This window comes from Clostridium sp. MCC353 (assembly GCF_018785315.1).
Lineage (GTDB): Bacteria > Bacillota > Clostridia > Lachnospirales > Lachnospiraceae > CHH4-2.
Window position 1 is genome coordinate 12,405 of the sequence record NZ_WQPN01000048.1, and the last position, 19,097, is coordinate 31,501.

The window sequence follows — 19,097 nt, forward strand, 5'->3', positions numbered from 1 at the left end:
AAATTCTTCCGCACCGCAGCCTCTTTTATTCTAATTATTAAATCTCCTGATCTTCGTCCCCGAAGTCCAGAACCTCATCAAAATCATCCCCATCTTCCGACAACAGAATGTCGTCATCAGAGAGCAGAATCTCATCATCCATAGTCACATCTGTATCCAGCTTCACATTGCGGTATCTCTTCATACCCGTACCGGCCGGAATCAGTTTACCGATGATAACATTCTCCTTGAGGCCGATCAGGTTATCCACTTTACCGTTAATAGCGGCTTCCGTCAATACCTTGGTGGTCTCCTGGAAGGATGCTGCCGATAAGAAGGAATCCGTTGCCAGAGATGCCTTGGTGATACCCAGCATAACCTGTTTTCCTTCCGCCGGCTTTTTGCCTTCGGCTATCAGTTTTTCATTCATATCATTATAATCAAGAACATCCATAGAAACGCCTGGCAGCACGTCGCTGTCACCGCTCTCTTCAATCTTGATCTTCTTTAACATCTGACGGACAATCATCTCAACGTGCTTATCATTGATCTCAACGCCCTGCAGACGGTAAACACGCTGAACTTCCTGGATCATGTAGTCCTGAACAGCCCGGACGCCCTTAATTTTCAGGATATCATGGGGGTTCACACTACCTTCTGTCAGTTCGTCGCCGGCTTCCAATACCTGCTCATCCATAACTTTAATTCTGGAACCGTAAGGAATCAGATAAGTCTTGGTATTTCCTGTCTCAGGATCTGTTACCACGATTTCACGCTTCTTCTTCGTATCCTTGATGCTGACCACACCGCCGAATTCGGCAATGATGGCAAGACCCTTAGGTTTACGGGCCTCGAAAAGCTCCTCGACACGGGGAAGACCCTGTGTGATATCGCCGCCGGCAACACCGCCGGTATGGAAGGTACGCATGGTAAGCTGTGTACCGGGCTCACCGATAGACTGAGCCGCGATAATACCTACCGCCTCACCTACCTGTACGGCCTGGCCGGTTGCCATGTTGGCGCCGTAGCATTTCGCGCATACGCCGATGTGGGATTTACAGGTCAGTACGGTACGGATCTTGACAGAATCCCTGCCAAGTTTCTCAAGCACCTTCATGACTGCGGCCGCACGTTTTGGCGTACACATATGGTTAGCTTTCACAACCACTTCGCCGGTATCCGGGTCCGTGATGGTTTCAGCGATATAACGTCCTGTAATACGTTCCTGGAGGCTCTCAATGGTCTCCTGTCCGTCCATGAATCCTTTGATCTCCATGTACGGAATGTCTTTGCCTTCACAGCAGTCCACTTCACGGATGATAAGATCCTGGGAAACGTCTACCAGACGGCGGGTCAAATATCCTGAGTCGGCGGTACGAAGGGCGGTATCGGAAAGTCCTTTACGGGCTCCATGAGCGGAGATAAAGTACTCCAATACGTCCAGACCTTCACGGAAGTTGGACTTAATAGGAAGTTCGATGGTGTGACCGGTTGTATCGGCCATCAAACCACGCATACCGGCAAGCTGTTTGATCTGCTTATCAGAACCACGGGCTCCTGAATCGGCCATCATGTAAATGTTGTTGTACTTATCCAGGCCGGTCAACAGGTCATGGGTCAGCTGGTCATCGGTAGCCTTCCATGTTTCAATAACTTCTTTATAACGCTCTTCCTCTGTGATAAGACCACGGCGGAAGTTCTTGGCGATTCTGTCCACAGTAGCCTGGGCGTCCGCGATCAGCTGCGGTTTGCTCTCAGGCACAGTCATATCGGAAATGGAAACCGTCATGGCCGCTCTTGTGGAGTACTTGTAACCGATTGCCTTAATATCATCCAAAGTCTCAGCGGTCTGGCTTGCGCCGTGAACGTTGATAACTTTCTCCAAAATCTGTTTTAACTGCTTTTTGCCCACATGGAAGTCAACTTCCAGTTTTAATTCATTGCCTTCAATGCTTCTGTCCACAAAGCCCAGATCCTGAGGAACGATCTCATTGAAAATGAAGCGGCCGATGGTGGATTCCACAATTCCCATCTTAACAGTTCCGTCAGCCATCTTCTTGGTAACTCTGGCCTTGATTCTGGAATGCAGGGTTGCAGCTCCGTTCTCATATGCCAGAATGGCTTCATTTACATTCTTAAAGATCATGCCTTCGCCTTTGGCACCAGGTCTTTCCTGGGTCAGGTAATAGATACCAAGCACCATATCCTGAGAAGGAACGGCAACAGGGCCGCCGTCGGAAGGTTTCAGCAGGTTGTTGGGTGACAGCAGAAGGAAACGGCATTCCGCCTGCGCTTCCACGGAAAGAGGCAGATGGACAGCCATCTGGTCACCGTCAAAGTCGGCGTTGAACGCGGTACATACAAGAGGATGCAGTTTAATCGCCTTACCTTCAACCAGGATCGGCTCAAATGCCTGGATACCCAGTCTGTGAAGGGTAGGAGCACGGTTTAACATAACCGGGTGCTCTTTGATTACGTCCTCAAGTACGTCCCAAACTTCCGGCTGAAGCCTTTCAACCATCTTTTTGGCATTTTTAATGTTATGAGCGGTTCCGTTGGATACCAGCTCCTTCATAACGAAAGGTTTGAACAGCTCGATGGCCATCTCTTTCGGAAGTCCGCACTGGTAAATCTTCAGTTCCGGCCCTACGACGATAACCGAACGTCCTGAATAGTCAACACGTTTTCCAAGCAGGTTCTGACGGAAACGGCCCTGTTTACCTTTCAGCATATCGGAAAGGGATTTCAGCGCCCTGTTTCCAGGTCCGGTTACAGGTCTTCCACGTCTGCCGTTATCGATCAAAGCGTCTACCGCTTCCTGAAGCATACGCTTCTCGTTGCGGACAATGATATCAGGAGCGCCTAATTCCAGCAGCCTTGCCAGACGGTTGTTCCTGTTGATAATTCTTCTGTATAAATCATTCAAATCGGAAGTGGCGAAACGGCCGCCGTCCAACTGTACCATAGGACGGATATCCGGAGGAATGACCGGAATCACATTCATGATCATCCACTCCGGTTTATTGCCGGAATTACGGAACGCTTCCACAACTTCAAGCCTTTTGATAATTCTGGCCCTCTTCTGTCCGGTTGCGTCCTTCAGGCCTTTTCTCAATTCCATAGAATCTTTTTCCAGGTCAATGGCCTGCAGAAGTTCCTGAATCGCTTCCGCGCCCATTCCCACACGGAATGTGCCGTAGCCATACTTCTCCGTCTCTTCCCGGTATTCCTTTTCAGACAATACCTGCTTATACTGAAGGCTGGTCGTACCAGGATCCAGAACCACATAAGACGCGAAGTACAGGACTTTCTCCAGGGTTCTTGGAGAAATGTCCAGAATAAGTCCCATTCTGCTGGGGATTCCCTTAAAATACCAGATATGGGATACAGGAGCTGCCAAAGCGATGTGGCCTACGCGTTCTCTACGAACGCTGGCCTTGGTAACTTCAACACCGCATCGGTCACAGATAACACCTTTATATCTGATCTTTTTATATTTACCACAATGACATTCCCAGTCTTTGCTCGGTCCAAAGATTCTTTCGCAGAACAAACCGTCTTTCTCCGGTTTCAGTGTTCTGTAGTTAATCGTCTCAGGCTTTTTCACTTCACCATGGGACCACTCCAGAATCTTCTCAGGAGAAGCCAAACCGATTTTGATGGCATCAAATGTCATTGGCTGATAGGTGGTTTCGTTTGTCTCAGGCATGAGCGTTACTCCCTTCTATTATTCTTCATCAGAGGAATCTTCATCAATGGATTCTTCCAGGTCAAACAGTTCCTCTTCTTCCTCAAAATCGTCTTCAACGTCTACCATTTCTTCACCCTGGATTTCTTTCTGCTGGTAGCCGAATTCGCCGAATGATTCTGTCTCCTCACGGTTGAACGGCCGGTCGCCTTCGATGATGGAACGCAGGTCGGTATCGCCGTAATCCACGCTCTCAGACATCTCAACTTCCGTATTGTCATCTCTGAGCACTCTCACATCCAGTCCAAGTGACTGAAGCTCTTTTAAAAGCACCTTAAATGATTCCGGAATACCAGGTTCAGGGATATTCTCACCCTTAATAATAGCTTCGTAAGTTTTAACACGGCCTACAACGTCATCCGACTTAACAGTAAGGATTTCCTGTAAGGTATAAGCAGCGCCGTATGCCTCCAGAGCCCAAACCTCCATCTCACCGAAACGCTGTCCGCCGAACTGGGCTTTACCGCCCAACGGCTGCTGTGTAACCAGTGAGTAAGGGCCTGTGGAACGGGCATGGATCTTATCATCTACCAGGTGATGCAGCTTCAGGTAGTGCATGTGTCCAATAGTTACCGCACTGTCAAAGTACTCTCCGGTACGTCCGTCACGAAGTCTTACTTTACCGTCACGGCTTAACGGAACGCCCTTCCATAATTCTCTGTGATCCAGATGATCCCCCAGGTATTCAACCACTTCAGGTTTCAGCAGATCTTTGTATTTATCCTGGAATTCATCCCATGGCAGGTTAACATAATCATTAGCCACATCCAGGGTATCCATAATATCAATCTCGTTTGCACCGTCGAATACCGGCGTTGCGATGTTGAATCCAAGAGCTCTTGCGGCAAGGCTCAAATGGATCTCCAGCACCTGGCCGATGTTCATACGGGAAGGCACGCCCAGAGGGTTCAATACGATATCAAGAGGACGGCCGTTGGGTAAGAACGGCATATCTTCTACAGGAAGCACACGGGAAACAACACCCTTGTTTCCATGACGTCCGGCCATCTTATCACCAACAGAGATTTTTCTCTTCTGGGCAATATAAATGCGCACCGTCTGGTTTACACCCGGTGATAATTCGTCTCCGTTCTCCCTCGTAAACACTTTCGCGTCCACGATAATACCGTAAGCGCCATGAGGCACTTTCAGGGAAGTATCACGCACTTCTCTGGCTTTTTCACCGAAAATGGCGCGGAGAAGCCTTTCTTCCGCAGTCAGTTCCGTCTCTCCCTTAGGGGTTACCTTGCCGACCAGGATATCCCCGGCGCGTACTTCAGCACCGATCCGGATAATGCCTCTTTCATCCAGGTCTTTTAACGCGTCCTCACCAACGCCGGGAACATCACGGGTGATCTCTTCCGGCCCTAATTTGGTGTCGCGGGCTTCCGCTTCATATTCTTCAATATGAACGGAGGTATAGACATCTTCCTGAACCAGTCTTTCGCTGAGAAGAACCGCATCCTCGTAGTTATAACCTTCCCAGGTCATGAATCCGATCAGCGGGTTCTTGCCCAGGGCGATTTCTCCGTTCTGTGTGGAAGGTCCGTCCGCAATCACTTCGCCGGCTTCCACGTGGTCGCCTTTATAGACGATTGGTTTCTGGTTGTAGCAGTTGCTCTGGTTGCTTCTCTTGAATTTCGTAAGATGGTAAACATCTTTGTTTCCATCGGAATCTCTTTTAATGATGATTTCATTGGACGCGGAGCGCTCAATCACACCTGCGTTTCTGGCAAGCACACAGACACCGGAGTCAACTGCGGCTTTGGATTCCATACCGGTTCCTACCACAGGGGCTTCCGTAGTCAGAAGCGGAACTGCCTGACGCTGCATGTTGGATCCCATCAGCGCACGGTTGGCATCGTCGTTCTCCAGGAAAGGAATCATGGAAGTAGCGACTGAGAATACCATCTTAGGAGATACGTCCATCAAATCGATGTTCTTTTTCTGGAATTCGGAAGTCTCTTCACGGAAACGTCCGGAAACGTTGTTATGAATGAAATGTCCGTCTTCATCCAAAGGCTCATTCGCCTGGGCCACTACGAAGTTATCTTCTTCATCAGCGGTCAGGTAAACAACCTCATCGGTTACGATCGGATTCATCGGATCGGTTTTATCCACCACGCGGTAAGGCGCTTCGATAAATCCGTATTCATTCACCCGGGCATAGGTAGCCAGGGAGTTGATCAGACCGATGTTAGGACCTTCAGGGGTCTCGATGGGGCACATACGGCCATAATGGGTATAGTGTACGTCTCGTACCTCGAATCCGGCACGGTCTCTGGACAGACCGCCTGGTCCCAATGCGGACAGACGTCTCTTATGGGTCAGTTCAGCCAGCGGGTTGTTCTGATCCATGAACTGTGACAGCTGGGAACTTCCGAAGAATTCTTTTACCGCCGCGGTTACAGGTTTGATGTTGATTAAGGACTGGGGCGTGATGCCGTCCATATCCTGGGTTGTCATTCTCTCACGGACAACACGTTCCATACGTGAAAGTCCGATTCTGTACTGGTTCTGAAGAAGTTCGCCCACGGCGCGGATGCGGCGGTTGCCCAAATGGTCGATATCATCGGCATTGCCCACTTCTTCTTCCAGATGCATATTATAGTTGATAGAAGCGATTATATCTTCTTTTGTGATGTGCTTAGGAATCAATTCATGGATGTTCTTTCTGACCGCTTCTTTCAGTTCTTCATCACTTCCAGCTTCTGACAGAATATTCTGGAGCACAGGATAAAATACTAACTCTGAAACACCGACCTCAGCCGGATCAAAGTCAACGTATGCGGCCAGATCAACCATCATGTTGGAAATAACCTTCTGGTTGCGGGTAATCCCCTGGATCATAACAAACGGAACCGCGGCATTCTGGATCTGTGTGGCCAAAACCTTGTCAACCGTTGTCCCAGCTTCTGCCAGAATCTCGCCTGTGGACAGGTCAACCACATTCTCAGCCAGGGTCTGGCCTGTGATTCTGTTCTTATAATGAAGTTTTTTGTTGAATTTATATCTTCCTACTTTTGCTAAATCGTATCTTCTCGGGTCAAAGAACATACTATTTAATAAACTCTCTGCACTATCAACGGATAAAGGCTCGCCCGGACGAATCTTTTTGTATAATTCCAGCAGACCATCCTGGTAATTGTCGGAAGTATCCTTACCAAAACTGGCCAGCAATTTTGGCTCTTCGCCAAATAAGTCGATAATCTCAGCATTGGTTCCGTAACCAAGCGCACGGATCAGCACAGTAACGGGAACCTTTCTGGTTCTGTCGACACGGACATAAAAAATGTCATTGGAGTCGGTTTCATATTCCAGCCATGCTCCACGGTTTGGAATTACCGTACAGGTATATAATTCCTTACCAATTTTATCATGCCCTACGCCGTAATATATTCCTGGGGAACGTACCAACTGGCTAACAATAACACGTTCTGCGCCGTTAATTACGAAAGAACCTGTATCCGTCATAAGCGGAAGATCACCCATGAAGATTTCATGTTCATTGATCTCGTCTTTATCTTTATTGCAAAGTCTTACCCTTACTTTTAAAGGTGCGGCATAGGTTGCGTCGCGCTCCTTGCACTCTTCGATTGTATATTTGATATCATCTTTACATAATGTAAAGTCAACAAACTCCAAGCTTAAATGACCTGCAAAGTCGGCGATTGGAGAGATATCTTCAAAGACTTCCTTCAATCCCTCATCAAGGAACCACTGATAGGAATCTTTTTGAATCTCAATCAGGTTTGGCATCTCAAGGACTTCTTTCTGTCTTGAGTAGCTCATTCTTAAGCTCTTCCCGGCTTTAACGGGACGCATTCTGCTTTTCTCCATTGACGTTTCACCCCTGTTTTCTATTCTAATTTTGGGCACACTGCTCCCGTAGAGCACATGAGGCCACAATAGTGCACATTCCATCTTATCATAGCGTTGTCAAGGAGTCAAGGATTTTTTGCTTGCTTTTTCCCATAAACAATGATATACTATTCCAGATAAGCGCACTTATTTTTAATAAGTAAAAAGACGTGCTTATTAAAAGAACTATTGGAGGTATTCCCCATGGGAGGATTTTTAAACGTTTTAGTCGTAATTTTGCTCATTATAGCCATCGCATTAGTCGTACTTTATTTTCTTGGCCGCAAGTTGGAAAAGCGTCAGGTCGAACAGCAGTCAGCTTTGGAAGCGGCAGCACAGACGGTTTCCATGCTTGTCATCGACAAGAAACGCATGAAACTAAAAGAAGCCGGACTTCCTAAGATCGTATATGAGCAGACTCCAAAGTATATGCGCTGGGCAAAGGTTCCCGTAGTAAAAGCAAAAGTCGGCCCCAGAGTTATGACTATGATGGCTGACGAAAAGGTATTTGCCGTACTTCCGGTTAAAACTGAAGTTAAAGTAGTTGTCAGCGGCATCTACATAACAGAGATCAAGAGCGTGCGCGGGGGAGCGATTCCGGCACCGCCTAAGAAAAAGAGATTTTGGGACAAGTTTAAAAAAGATAAGAAAGATAAAAAGAATAAATAGAATTTATATGGGTGATGCAGCCTGGCCGGAACGCTCCGGTATAAAGCTGCATCACCCATTTTTACATCATGTTCCGATGATTTTATGGAACAGTTCAGACAGTTCTGAACCGCCGCCATTATTATATTTTTTCAAAATCGCTTGCTCCGTGTTTACATATCGGACAGATGAAATCTGCCGGAAGTTCATCGCCTTCATATATGTAACCACATATCAGGCAGCGGAACCCTTTCTTTTTCTCTTCTTTCGCTTCCGGCTTGGGTTTAATGTTCTCCTGGTAGTAGGTATACGTTACCGAAGGAGTATCGTTAAGCACCTCAGCCGCCGTCACATCAGCGATAAACATGGTGTGGGTTCCAAGATCCAGTTCCTGAATCACTTTTCCCGATAAATAGGCGTTGGCCGGACCGGTCAGATAGCAAATCCCGTTCTCCGCTCTCTCCGCCCCCTCATATCCCTCGAATTTATCCACGTTCTTCCCGCTCTGGAACCCGAAATGACGGAATACGTCAAACGGCGTCTCAGTGGTTAAGACAGAAAGATTGAACTCTCCGTTTTTTTGAATCATATCATGTGTATAGTTCTGTTTGTTCACGGTTACGGAAATCCTGTTTGGTGTTGTAGTGACCTGAATCGCCGTGTTGATAATGCAGCCGTTATCCTTTTCGCCGTCTCTGGCAGTCAATACATAGAGGCCGTACCCCAATTTGAACATCGCTCTGTTATCCATGCAGACTCCTTTCCTTAAACTCAGATGCCGCATATTACTCAGCACTGCGTGCTCCCGAAATGGCATCCATAATATAGTTATACCCATTATTATATTCCAATACCCGGGAAACATCCAGCAGAGGTTTTATTTTTTTATCCTTTCACACCGGCAGAAGCAATCCCTTCCACAAAATATCTCTGAAGCGACAGAAATATGATTAATACCGGTATCAGGGAAAGCACGGACGCCGCCATAATCATGCCGTACTCCTGGGTGTAGTCGTCCATAAAAACCCTGAGACCGATCTGAATGGTCTTTTTCACTTTTGTGGTCAGATAAATGTACGGTCCCAGAAAATCATTCCATGTGTTGACAAATGTAAAAATTGCCAGGGTGGATAAGGCCGGCTTCGACAGGGGCAGCATGATTTTAGCATAGATCCTGTATTCGCTCATGCCGTCAATGCGTGCCGCCTCGCACAGCTCGTCGGGAATGCTCATATAAAACTGTCTCATCAGAAACACTCCAAACGCAGTAAACGCATGAAGGAGGATGATTGCCAGGTGAGTGTCGTTTAAATGTATGCTTCTCATCATAATGAACTGGGGCACCATATAAACCTGCCACGGAACCGCTATGGTCCCAATATAAGCCAGAAAAATCCGGTCTCTGTTCTTAAACTCCAATTTTGCAAATGCATATGCCGCAAAACTGCTGGTAAAAAGCTGGATCAGAGTGGTGCAGACGGTAATCTTTCCTGTATTGAACGTATACTGCAATAGAGGAATCCGGTTCCATATGTCTATGTAATTCCGCCACTGGGGAATTTCCGGTATCCATTGGATCGGAACGGTTAGCACGTCTTTGTCCGGTTTTAGTGATGACGAAACCATCCATAAAAACGGTATTAAAAATACCATGGAAAAGAGGATCAGCCCTGTATACAGGAATACGCTTTTTTTAACTGCCCGCATAGTTTTTCTCTCCTTTAAACTGGACCAGGGTGACAAACAGCACCAATACAAACAAAACAACCGCAATGGCGCTGGCATATCCGAACTGGCTGCTGCCAAAAGCCGTATCATAGATATGGTAAACAAGCACCAGCGTCTCCGTACCCGGCCCTCCTTCTGTAATAAGCAGGACTCTGTCATATATTTTGAATCCGTTGATTGTCAGCATTATAATAATGAAAAAAGTGGTGGGTTTTAACAGTGGCCATGTTATGTAAAAAAACTTCTGCCTGCCATTGGCCCCGTCCAGACTTGCCGCTTCGTACAGATCGCCGGATATCCCCTGTAATCCCGCCAGATAAATGACCATATAATATCCCATATCTTTCCAGATGCTGAAAGCCACAATTGTAAACATGGCCCACTGCCGGTCGGCCGCCCATTTAGGCAGATTCTGAACCCCCAGGGAATTCAGAATGATGTTAACCAAACCGGCTCCGGGGCTGAAGATTATATTCCAAACCGCCGCACAGGCCACTAAAGATGCCACATAAGGGAAAAATGCGATTGTGCGGAATATTTCCCGGCCTTTTATCCTGGAGTTTAAAAGCAGCGCCAGCCCTAACGCAGCCGCCATGGTGAAGGGAACCACACAGATTGTATATACGATTGTATTTTTAAGCGCCGCCCAAAACCTGGTGTCAGAACTCATTTTTATAAAATTGGCCAGACCCACAAATTCTATGGGGTTGTTGCCGTCCCAGGAATGAAAGGCCAGCACAAAAGCAAAGATCACGGGCCCTAAAGTAAAGATAGAAAAACCGATGAAATTAGGGGCTATGAACGAGTATGCCACCATATTTCTCCTTGTTTTTTTGCTTAACTTTTTCACATTATCCCCCTTTTCATCACGGGTATCAGTTTATTTTGTTAACTTGGCCACTTCATCATTCATATATGAGATTCCCTCATCGACCGTCATAGCCCCGGTCATGATATAGTCATGGCCCGTATTCAGCACCTGGTCGATTTCCGGGCAGTTCTCGCCAATGGGCGTCTCATGATATATCCGTTTTACGCCTAAAATGGCCTCTTTGCTCTGTTCGTCAATCGGAAAGCCCTCTACGGAGAATATCACATCCATGGCGTCATCCGACATGGCGCCCGGCATATATCCTTTGGCTGCAACCAGCTTGGCGCCTTCCGGCCCTCCGGCAAAGCGGACAAAGTCTTCCGCTGTCTCAGCATTTTTTGACGCCTTCACAACCGACACGCCCACGAAATTGCCAAGGGTATCCCCAGGTTCCTTTCCTTCCTTATGAGGATAGGCCGCAACTGCCCATTCTCCTAAATCGGGATACTGGCCTTCGTTGATTCTGGTTATCAGGGTTCCGATCGCCCAGGTCCCCATAAGCATGGTTCCCACATTTCCCTGGCCGAAAGCTCCCATATAATGTAAACCGCTGGTCTTTAAGGTCGAATAGTCCATGCACACTTTCTCATCCTGCTGGTTCAGCACCATTTCATAATAAGGTTTCATATAAGAGTAATCCCCTTCCAGGACATTTTTCCCCTCGCCTACGGCCGCCATGCCCTGTACGCAGAAATTCCAGGTATGATAATGAGATCCATAGGTTTCCGCACCAAATGTGGTATCAGTCAGATTCTTAACCATTTGGTCATACTCTTCAAAGGTCATGTCATTTGTCGGATAAGATACCCCGGCTTTGTCGAAAATTGTTTTATTATAAAACATGACATAAAAATCGCTTCTCAGCGGAAGGGTGTAGTACTGATCCTGCCACATCAGGTTCTTCAAAGTCTCTCCGTAGACTTCTTCCCCGATTTTTTCTTTGTCCAGTTCCTTTAAAATCCCCTTTGAAATTAAACTGATATAGCTTCCGCTGTCCTTTATGGCCACTACGTCAAAAGGCGCGTTGTTTCCTGCCAGTTGTGTGGCCAGTGCGGTGGAATAATCAGTGGCTCCTAAATCCACCAATTCTATGGAAACATCAGGATGCTGTTTCATGTATTCTTCCGCTATGGGTCTCCAGTATGGCTGGGTATCGGCGGACCATACCGCCCATTTCAGCTCCTTCTTTCCGTCCTTCCCTTCTTTCGTTTTGGCCTCTTCCCGGCCGGCCCCGCTCTCCGCGGGCGCCTGGCTTTCCGGCGCGCTGCTGGTTTCTGCCGGTCTCTCCGGCGCTCTGCATCCGGCCAGGGACTGAAGCAAGACGGCCGATGCGATGATCAATGACAATCTTCTCATTTGTTTTTTCATAATAGAGACCTCCATCCTCTTATTTTCTGATAATTATATTGTATCTGTTATTTACACAGGTTTACATATCATTTTCCACTCATTATTTTCCATATGCACCTTAGTTTTATATGGATTTGCATTTTTTAACTATAATTATATACAATTCAACGGGACCGCTGCAGCCGCATTGACAGGCCAGGGACCCTTTAGTATGATTAAAATAATAACGAAACTGATCTTTAAGGGGTTAATACCATGAATAATAAAAAGAGGTTTAAAAGCATTAAAAAAAGGCTGCTCCTGATCACCACATTTTTCACCTTGGCAGTGGCTTTATTGACTTCCACCTACTGTTATTTTTCTTATCAGACCATACTCTATGACAGTTTGAAGCAGTCCACGGAATACAGCCTCAAGCTTCTGGCGGAGACCATTCAGTATGACATAAACAACGCTGTGGCTTTAACTGATTTCTGCACCTCCAACAGCACCATAACTTCCTACTTAAAGGCGTCCAACCGGCAGCAGGATAACACCGTCTCCCTGGCCAACCACGCCTGGAAAAGGCTTCAGGAAGAATATTTGAGCAACAGCAGTTCCCTCTATCTCAACCGCATCATCGTTTCCGATCTAACTAACAATTATATTCAGATCTCTCCGTCTGTCATCTACCAAAATTTACCATGTGCCGAACTCATAAAAGAACAGCCGTTTTTTGACACTCTGTATGATGCCGAAACCCATGTTTGGACAGGTTTTATTCAAGATCCCATCACCCCGTTTTCTCCCAACAACCTGGTGCTTCCCATTGTGCGCCCGATCTATTCGGTTTACGGCAAAGAGGTATCCGGCTGGTGCTATCTGGCAATAACGCCGGGAATCTTCACAAACCGGCTGAAAAGTTATAACCTCCCTTCCGACAGCAGTCTTTATATCACATTAGGGGAGAAAACCTATATCTGGGAAGACCAGTCGTTAACGGACGCCGGCAGTTTGGTCCCATCTGCGTTTACACCAGGTCAAAATGAGGCGGGGCGGTTTCACAAACTCGTTTCCTATGAACCTCCTGGCAGCGGCTGGTACATTAGCCAGACTATTTCCCATACCGCACTGTACAAACAGACGTTAATCTACATGTCTTCTCTGCTGTTAATAATCAGCATAGTAATCTCTCTGGGACTGGCATTTACTTTTTACATTCACCGTACCATCAACATTCCCCTGCGCAGGCTGCAGAAGAAACTGCGGTCTGTGTCATCAGGCGATTTTTCGCCCGATCCGAACATCGAATGGGAAAATGAACTGGGGGAAATAGGAAAGGGCGTCAATTCCATGGGAGAAGACATCTCTCATTTGATCCAGTCCAGAATGGAAGATCAGGAGAAAAAATATGAGATGGAATATGAAATCTTACAGAATCAGGTAAACCCGCACTTCTTATACAATACGTTAAATTCCATCATATGGATGGCAGCCGCACAGGGTTCTAATGGAATTGTTGAAATGGCGTCTTCCCTGTCCCTTCTGCTCAAGTCCATTTCCAAAAAGAAGGCGAACCTCCATACGTTACGGGAAGAACTGGATCTGCTTCAGCATTATTTCTTAATCCAAAAGTACCGCTACGGCGGAGGCCTTTCATTGGAGACCGCAGTGGAACAGGAAGATCTTTACGACTGCATGGTTTTAAAATTCCTGCTCCAGATCGTAGTGGAAAATGCCATTTTCCACGGAATTGAACCAAAAGGCTCTCCCGGCATGATCAGAATATGGGTCCGTCATCTAAACGATGGCAATGATATTGTGATCTCGGTCACGGACAACGGCATCGGCATGACCGAATCCCAAATCGCGGATGCCCTTAACAATGAACCGGATTCTTCCGACTTGTTCCGCAAAATAGGAATCAATAACATCCAAAAGCGGATTCAGTACGCCTATGGCTCCGGCTACGGCGTCACCATCGAAAGCTGCCCCGGAAGCAGCACCACAGTCACAATAACCCTTCCCTGCCAAAGAAAGGAGCGTGAAGAACTTGTATAAAGCCCTGATTGTTGATGATGAACCATTGGTTCAGATCGGCCTTCAATCCATGATCACATGGTCTGATTTTCAGATATCTGTATGCGGAACCGCGTCCAATGGCAGACAGGCCCTGGAAATGATCCGTTCCCTTCACCCCGATATTGTGATAACCGATATCAAAATGCCGATTATGAACGGGTTGGAGCTCATGGAGGCCAGCAAATCCCTTCCGGAGCCCACCCCTGAGTTCATTATCTTAACCTGCTATGAAGACTTTCCTTATATCAAAAAGGCGTTGGAATTCCAGGCAGTGGATTATATCATCAAACTGGGCCTGAAACCCAGCGAATTATGCCAGGCGGTGGAACGGGCATTGAAGAAAATTCAGGCCGAAAAAAAACAGGCGCCCTCCGCCCATACTGATGATTCCATATTTTTACAGAACTATAAGGATAAATTCATATTAAAACTGCTTCATAACCTGTTCGACAGCGGGGAGCAGTTCACCCTTCAGGCCAGGGAGCTGAATCTCTCTTTCCATGCCGATAAGTATGCCGCCGCCTACTGCCTGATCTCCGGCTGCAGCCCGCTTTCCCTGGGAAATGAGCAATATATGACCTTGTTTCAGAACACATTTTCCATGCTCTCCAACCTGCTTGGCAAATATAGTTCCTTTCATATGGTTTCCCTGGATATGAAGCATTTTTGTATATTATTCGAATTTTATGAAAATTCCCAATATTATAGCCAGCAGGCATTTTCAGAAATGCTCAGTGATGCGTTTGAAATGATTCATAATTATTTTAATGTCACCATTTTCTGTGCGGTGGGCGGATATAAAGATGATATCCATCTGATTTCCGATTCCCATCAGGAAGCCCGCCAGCTTCTCCCAGTGTGTACAGAAGCTAAACCTGTCCTGTTTTACCAGAATCAGATGCAGCAGGAGCTGCCGCCATTTAAGAATACATTTAACATCACAATCTTAAAAGAAGATATCCGTAAAGCCTTTGAAGAGTATGATATGTGGGCCTTCCAGCATATTACCGGTTCCATCAGCACGCTTTTCCGCTCCCGTCCGGGCGGATTTGCCCAGGCCATGGACGTCACCTCAAACATCCTTCATTTGTGCCTTACCATGATCCCTGAAAGCGAAAAATATCTTGCCGAGAGATTTTCGCAATACCGGGATTCCTACCGGTCTCTATACAATCAAAAGAATACGGAACAGGTGATGGACTGGCTGGATCTTTTCAGCCAATCCGTGATCGATTTCTACCAAAGCCGGTATAAGGAACTGAAAAATACGCTGATCCAAAACATCATGCAGTATGTGGAAAATCATATAAATGAAAAACTGCTTTTAAATGATGTGGCCGCTATTTTCTCCATCAGCCCCAACTATCTTGGCCATCTGTTTAAAAAGACCACCTCCATGGGGTTCAATGAATATGTGACGCAGGCAAAGGTTTCAAAAGCCAAATATCTGATGTTTCATACGGATATGAAAATCTATGAAATAGCCGCACAGCTGGGTTTTGAAAATTCCTTTTATTTCAGCAGAGTATTTAAAAAAATTGAAGGGTGTTCGCCGCGGCAGTATCTGCAAAATCAGGAACCGGATAATCAAATAAAGCCTCCAAAGGTATAATGGGAGGAGCAGTATTTTAACCGAGGGCCAGGCCGCTCACAGTAAACGGCCTGGTCTTTAACCTTAAATGACCTGGCCTTTGGCAATTAAAAACCCAATTTCTCTATCCCCTCCATCCGGTTTCATCACAAAATCGATCAAATACGCCGTTTCAACCGGCTTCATATCCATTTTACAAATGCTCAGCCTGGGTTTAAACTTTCTTTGCGTAATAATTACATCCGCGTCTTGTTCTATGCAGGAGATCACCCAATCGTCTATCCTCACACCCTGTCCAGTTTTCACCGGAGGAATCCGGGTAATAAACCGCTCTCTGATCTCTCCGTCCACACCGATTATCCGGTCGTTTAACCGGATTGTTTTCTCCTCCAGAACAAAAGACCTGATCAGCGTTTCACAGATCCCGTTCCCATAAGCTCCGGCCATATCAAGGCGCAGGGAACGGCTTCCGGCTTCCAGCAGTTCCGATCGGTGCGCTCTTCCTCTCTCCTGGAAAGCCCCGGCCAGAATGGGGACACTGTGCCCGGCCGAAGAAGCGCACAAATTTTCATAACGCTGTTCACCAAAATAGGACCCGTCATATTCCGGCCACCCCAGATCATCCAGGATGAATTTCCCTCCGCAGTATATGATAAAGCTGCCTATGTCATTGTGATTATGGGGCTCGTTGTTTCTCCCTCCCTTAGCCGCAAAGGCATAGTCTTCCGTCTTTTTTATATACCACTGGGCTTGGGGGAATATGCAGGTATTTTCGACATTTTCCGTTTTTTTAAGCCGTGGGTCATACCAATAAAGATCCCGGATAAAATCAGCATACCTGTGTCTGATGTCATCGTCAAATGCGGCTCCGTAAGCTTCGTCCGGAACCTGCACTTCTTCGTATTCTTTTGCCAGAAAATGCGCAAGCCCTATGTGGAAACTGTAATTGTGGGGCGCATCCGCAAAGGGGATCACCACATTTTTCTCCAAATATACCTTTTGACGGAACAGCGCGGTCTGTTTTACCTTATTCCATTTAAACAGATCCGTCCTGCCTGATGTGTACTCCCTGAGCATTTCGGCAAAATAGCAGAAGTAGCCAAACCCATACCCCCAGTACAGGGCTCCTTCAAGACAGCACCCATCATCCTGATAGCTGCCGATGAAATCTTCCATGGACCTCATCAATTTATCTTCTATTCGTGTGAATTCATCACGGCTTCCCCAGTACATCACAGCCATGCCTATGCATCCGGCGCATACGGCCGACCAGTTGTCCTTATAAAATGATATATCCCGGTTTGTATAGGGAATAATCAGACGCCGCCAGACTTCATTTTTGACACGTTCTTTCACCATTGGGGAAAGCCGGTCAGACAATAAATAACAGGTTTCGCTGAGCGCCATGCCGGTTTCAGATGCAAATAAATCGATGGTGGTACTGCTTTCCGGCAGGTTTTTCTCATCTTTGATATGGGCCGGAAATGCCCAGGTGAATTCGCCGCAGATCGCCCACAGAATGTCTTCCAGACCATGGATCCAGCAGGTTTCATGGGAATACAAAGCCATGGCCGTGTATACATTCAATCTCCGCCTGTGTTCAATATAGCAGGCTTCATATTCCACCCTGCTGCCAGTTTCAAAATAAATTTTATATTTGCTGAACGGCAGTTCTTTTATTTCCTGGTTCCCATAGAGTTGCGCCGCCTTAATGACCGACTTCATTATTGTTTCATTGCGGGGATTTTTAGGGATGGATGATGAGAAATTATTATACATTGGATAAACTCCTTTCCGCTTTTTATTGTCTGTATAAGACCATTATAAAGCGGTTACGGCTGGTCTGACATGGACGATTCCCCGGAAAATCTATACAATTCCGCTTAGATGCATGTACTTATTCAGGCCAAGTTCTGCTTTTGCAGAACTGCCTGCCAAATTACTCCGCTGACAAAAAAAGAAGCCCTGTTTCCAGGCGCTTCCTTTTTTAAGACAAACAGATTTCCGCTTTGTCTCTTGACTGCACATCCACCACAATATTGCATTCCGACACATGTTCATAATTGATATCAAGGGAGTAGTCCACGCGGACCTTTAATTTATCTTCACTTTCATCAATGGAAATGTGATTGGTGTTGATTCCAACCATCATATCCCCGTACGGGGTGGCATAACAGGCTATGTTTTTCTTATCTTCTTCAAAAACCATATGGACATTGGCAATGCCTTTTTTCATGATGTCCAGGCAGCCGGGATGGATCTTTATGGTGTTCTTCACCGTGCCGTCAAATCCCTCCATCACTTCATCATATACAATGTAATGTTTTCCATTCTTCAGGAAATAATCGCCGGTTGTGATCATTTCCACATCGCTGTTATCCCCGTCAGCGATCTGTATTCCGCTGATGCTGATTAACACATCTTTCGTCATATCAATACTCCTCTATATTAATCTTCTTTGTCTCTTTCACCTGGTCCGGCAGGATTGCCGTGGCGAATCTGGTAAATTTATCCGCAAGGTCACTGACAAAAAAACGGTATTGGTCATCTGAACCGGCCGCCTGGGTACGAATTAATCCCTCGTCCGCCAGAAGCTGCTTCAGTTCCAGGGCAGTTTCATAGGCCGGGTTCACCAAGGTCACGCTTTCCCCCATCAGCCTGCCGATGGTGGATCTTAGAAGCGGATAATGAGTACAGCCTAAAACCAAGGTATCGATATACTTCCCTTTTAATTCGCTCAGATAGCGGGACGCGATCTCATCGGTAACGGAGTCGTGCAAAAGCCCCTCTTCCACCAACGGCACCAGCAGGGGACAGGATTTTTCCGTCACTTCTATATCGTCTTTCATCTGCTTCATCGTCTGTTCATAAATGCCGCTGCTGACCGTTCCTTCTGTCCCGATCACCCCTATCTTTCCATTCTTCGTTGCATTTACCGCAGTTTTGGCCCCGGCATTGATCACGCCAATGATGGGTATATCCAAATCCCGGCTCACTTCCTCCAGGGCATAAGAACTGGCTGTATTGCAGGCGATTACAATGGCCTTCACTCCCTGGGTGTTTAAAAACCGGATTATCTGGCGTGAATACCTGATAACCGTATCCTTTGACTTGCTTCCATAAGGAAGGCGGGCGGTGTCTCCAAAATAAACAATCCGTTCATTGGGCATCTGCCGGACGATCTCTCTCACCACGGTAAGCCCGCCAACGCCGGAGTCAAATACCCCGACCGGTGCATTTCTGTCCATATCACACACTCT

General features: G+C 46.7%; 12 protein-coding genes. 3 read left to right on the plus strand and 9 right to left on the minus strand.

The features are described 5' to 3' along the window. Nucleotides 1-37 precede the first annotated feature (37 nt). Together rpoC and GPL15_RS10010 are read right to left on the minus strand one after the other, a co-directional pair. Nucleotides 38-3,688, minus strand: coding sequence for a DNA-directed RNA polymerase subunit beta' (rpoC, locus tag GPL15_RS10005; RefSeq protein WP_215698534.1), 3,651 nt, complete (start codon nucleotides 3,686-3,688; stop codon nucleotides 38-40). Nucleotides 3,689-3,706: 18 nt separating this feature from the next. Then, complete coding sequence (locus GPL15_RS10010) at nucleotides 3,707-7,567, minus strand: DNA-directed RNA polymerase subunit beta (protein ID WP_215698535.1); 3,861 nt, start codon at nucleotides 7,565-7,567, stop codon at nucleotides 3,707-3,709. Between the two features lie 225 nt (nucleotides 7,568-7,792). Between GPL15_RS10010 and GPL15_RS10015 the strand changes: the two genes are divergently transcribed. Continuing rightward, nucleotides 7,793-8,257 carry a hypothetical protein gene (locus tag GPL15_RS10015; protein WP_215698536.1) on the plus strand — a complete coding sequence of 155 codons (465 nt, stop codon included), beginning with the start codon at nucleotides 7,793-7,795 and terminating at the stop codon, nucleotides 8,255-8,257. Between the two features lie 121 nt (nucleotides 8,258-8,378). On the opposite strand, the gene GPL15_RS10020 is transcribed toward GPL15_RS10015, so the two are convergent. The 4 genes from GPL15_RS10020 to GPL15_RS10035 all read right to left on the minus strand — a co-directional run bounded on the left by GPL15_RS10020 (nucleotide 8,379) and on the right by GPL15_RS10035 (nucleotide 12,203). After that, entirely contained in the window at nucleotides 8,379-8,987 is a 609-nt protein-coding gene (locus GPL15_RS10020) for a flavin reductase (RefSeq protein WP_215698537.1), read from the minus strand. 134 nt (nucleotides 8,988-9,121) lie between these two features. Then, complete coding sequence (locus GPL15_RS10025; RefSeq protein WP_215698538.1) at nucleotides 9,122-9,943, minus strand: carbohydrate ABC transporter permease; 822 nt, start codon at nucleotides 9,941-9,943, stop codon at nucleotides 9,122-9,124. After that, a complete protein-coding gene (locus tag GPL15_RS10030; RefSeq protein ID WP_215698559.1) occupies nucleotides 9,930-10,781 on the minus strand; it encodes a sugar ABC transporter permease in 852 nt (283 codons plus the stop codon). Before GPL15_RS10030 ends, GPL15_RS10025 begins: the two co-directional genes overlap by 14 nt. Nucleotides 10,782-10,844: 63 nt before the next feature. Next, nucleotides 10,845-12,203 (minus strand): extracellular solute-binding protein, encoded by a 1,359-nt coding sequence (locus GPL15_RS10035; protein ID WP_215698539.1) that lies wholly within the window; start codon nucleotides 12,201-12,203, stop codon nucleotides 10,845-10,847. A 237-nt stretch (nucleotides 12,204-12,440) separates the two neighbouring features. On the opposite strand from GPL15_RS10035, the gene GPL15_RS10040 reads away from it, so the two are divergent. Beyond that, nucleotides 12,441-14,225, plus strand: coding sequence for a sensor histidine kinase (locus GPL15_RS10040; protein ID WP_215698540.1), 1,785 nt, complete (start codon nucleotides 12,441-12,443; stop codon nucleotides 14,223-14,225). Next, entirely contained in the window at nucleotides 14,218-15,858 is a 1,641-nt protein-coding gene (locus GPL15_RS10045) for a response regulator (protein WP_215698541.1), read from the plus strand. Before GPL15_RS10040 ends, GPL15_RS10045 begins: the two co-directional genes overlap by 8 nt. Nucleotides 15,859-15,921: 63 nt before the next feature. Here GPL15_RS10045 and GPL15_RS10050 read toward each other — a convergent pair whose 3' ends face one another. The 3 genes from GPL15_RS10050 to murI form a co-directional block, all read right to left on the minus strand. Then, nucleotides 15,922-17,616, minus strand: coding sequence for a heparinase II/III family protein (locus GPL15_RS10050; RefSeq protein WP_215698542.1), 1,695 nt, complete (start codon nucleotides 17,614-17,616; stop codon nucleotides 15,922-15,924). Nucleotides 17,617-17,824: 208 nt separating this feature from the next. Further along, the gene (locus GPL15_RS10055; protein WP_215698543.1) at nucleotides 17,825-18,268 is read right to left on the minus strand and encodes a DUF1934 domain-containing protein; all 444 of its coding nucleotides are present in this window, start codon (nucleotides 18,266-18,268) and stop codon (nucleotides 17,825-17,827) included. A 1-nt stretch (nucleotide 18,269) separates the two neighbouring features. Continuing rightward, complete coding sequence (murI, locus tag GPL15_RS10060) at nucleotides 18,270-19,085, minus strand: glutamate racemase (protein ID WP_215698544.1); 816 nt, start codon at nucleotides 19,083-19,085, stop codon at nucleotides 18,270-18,272. Nucleotides 19,086-19,097 lie beyond the last annotated feature (12 nt).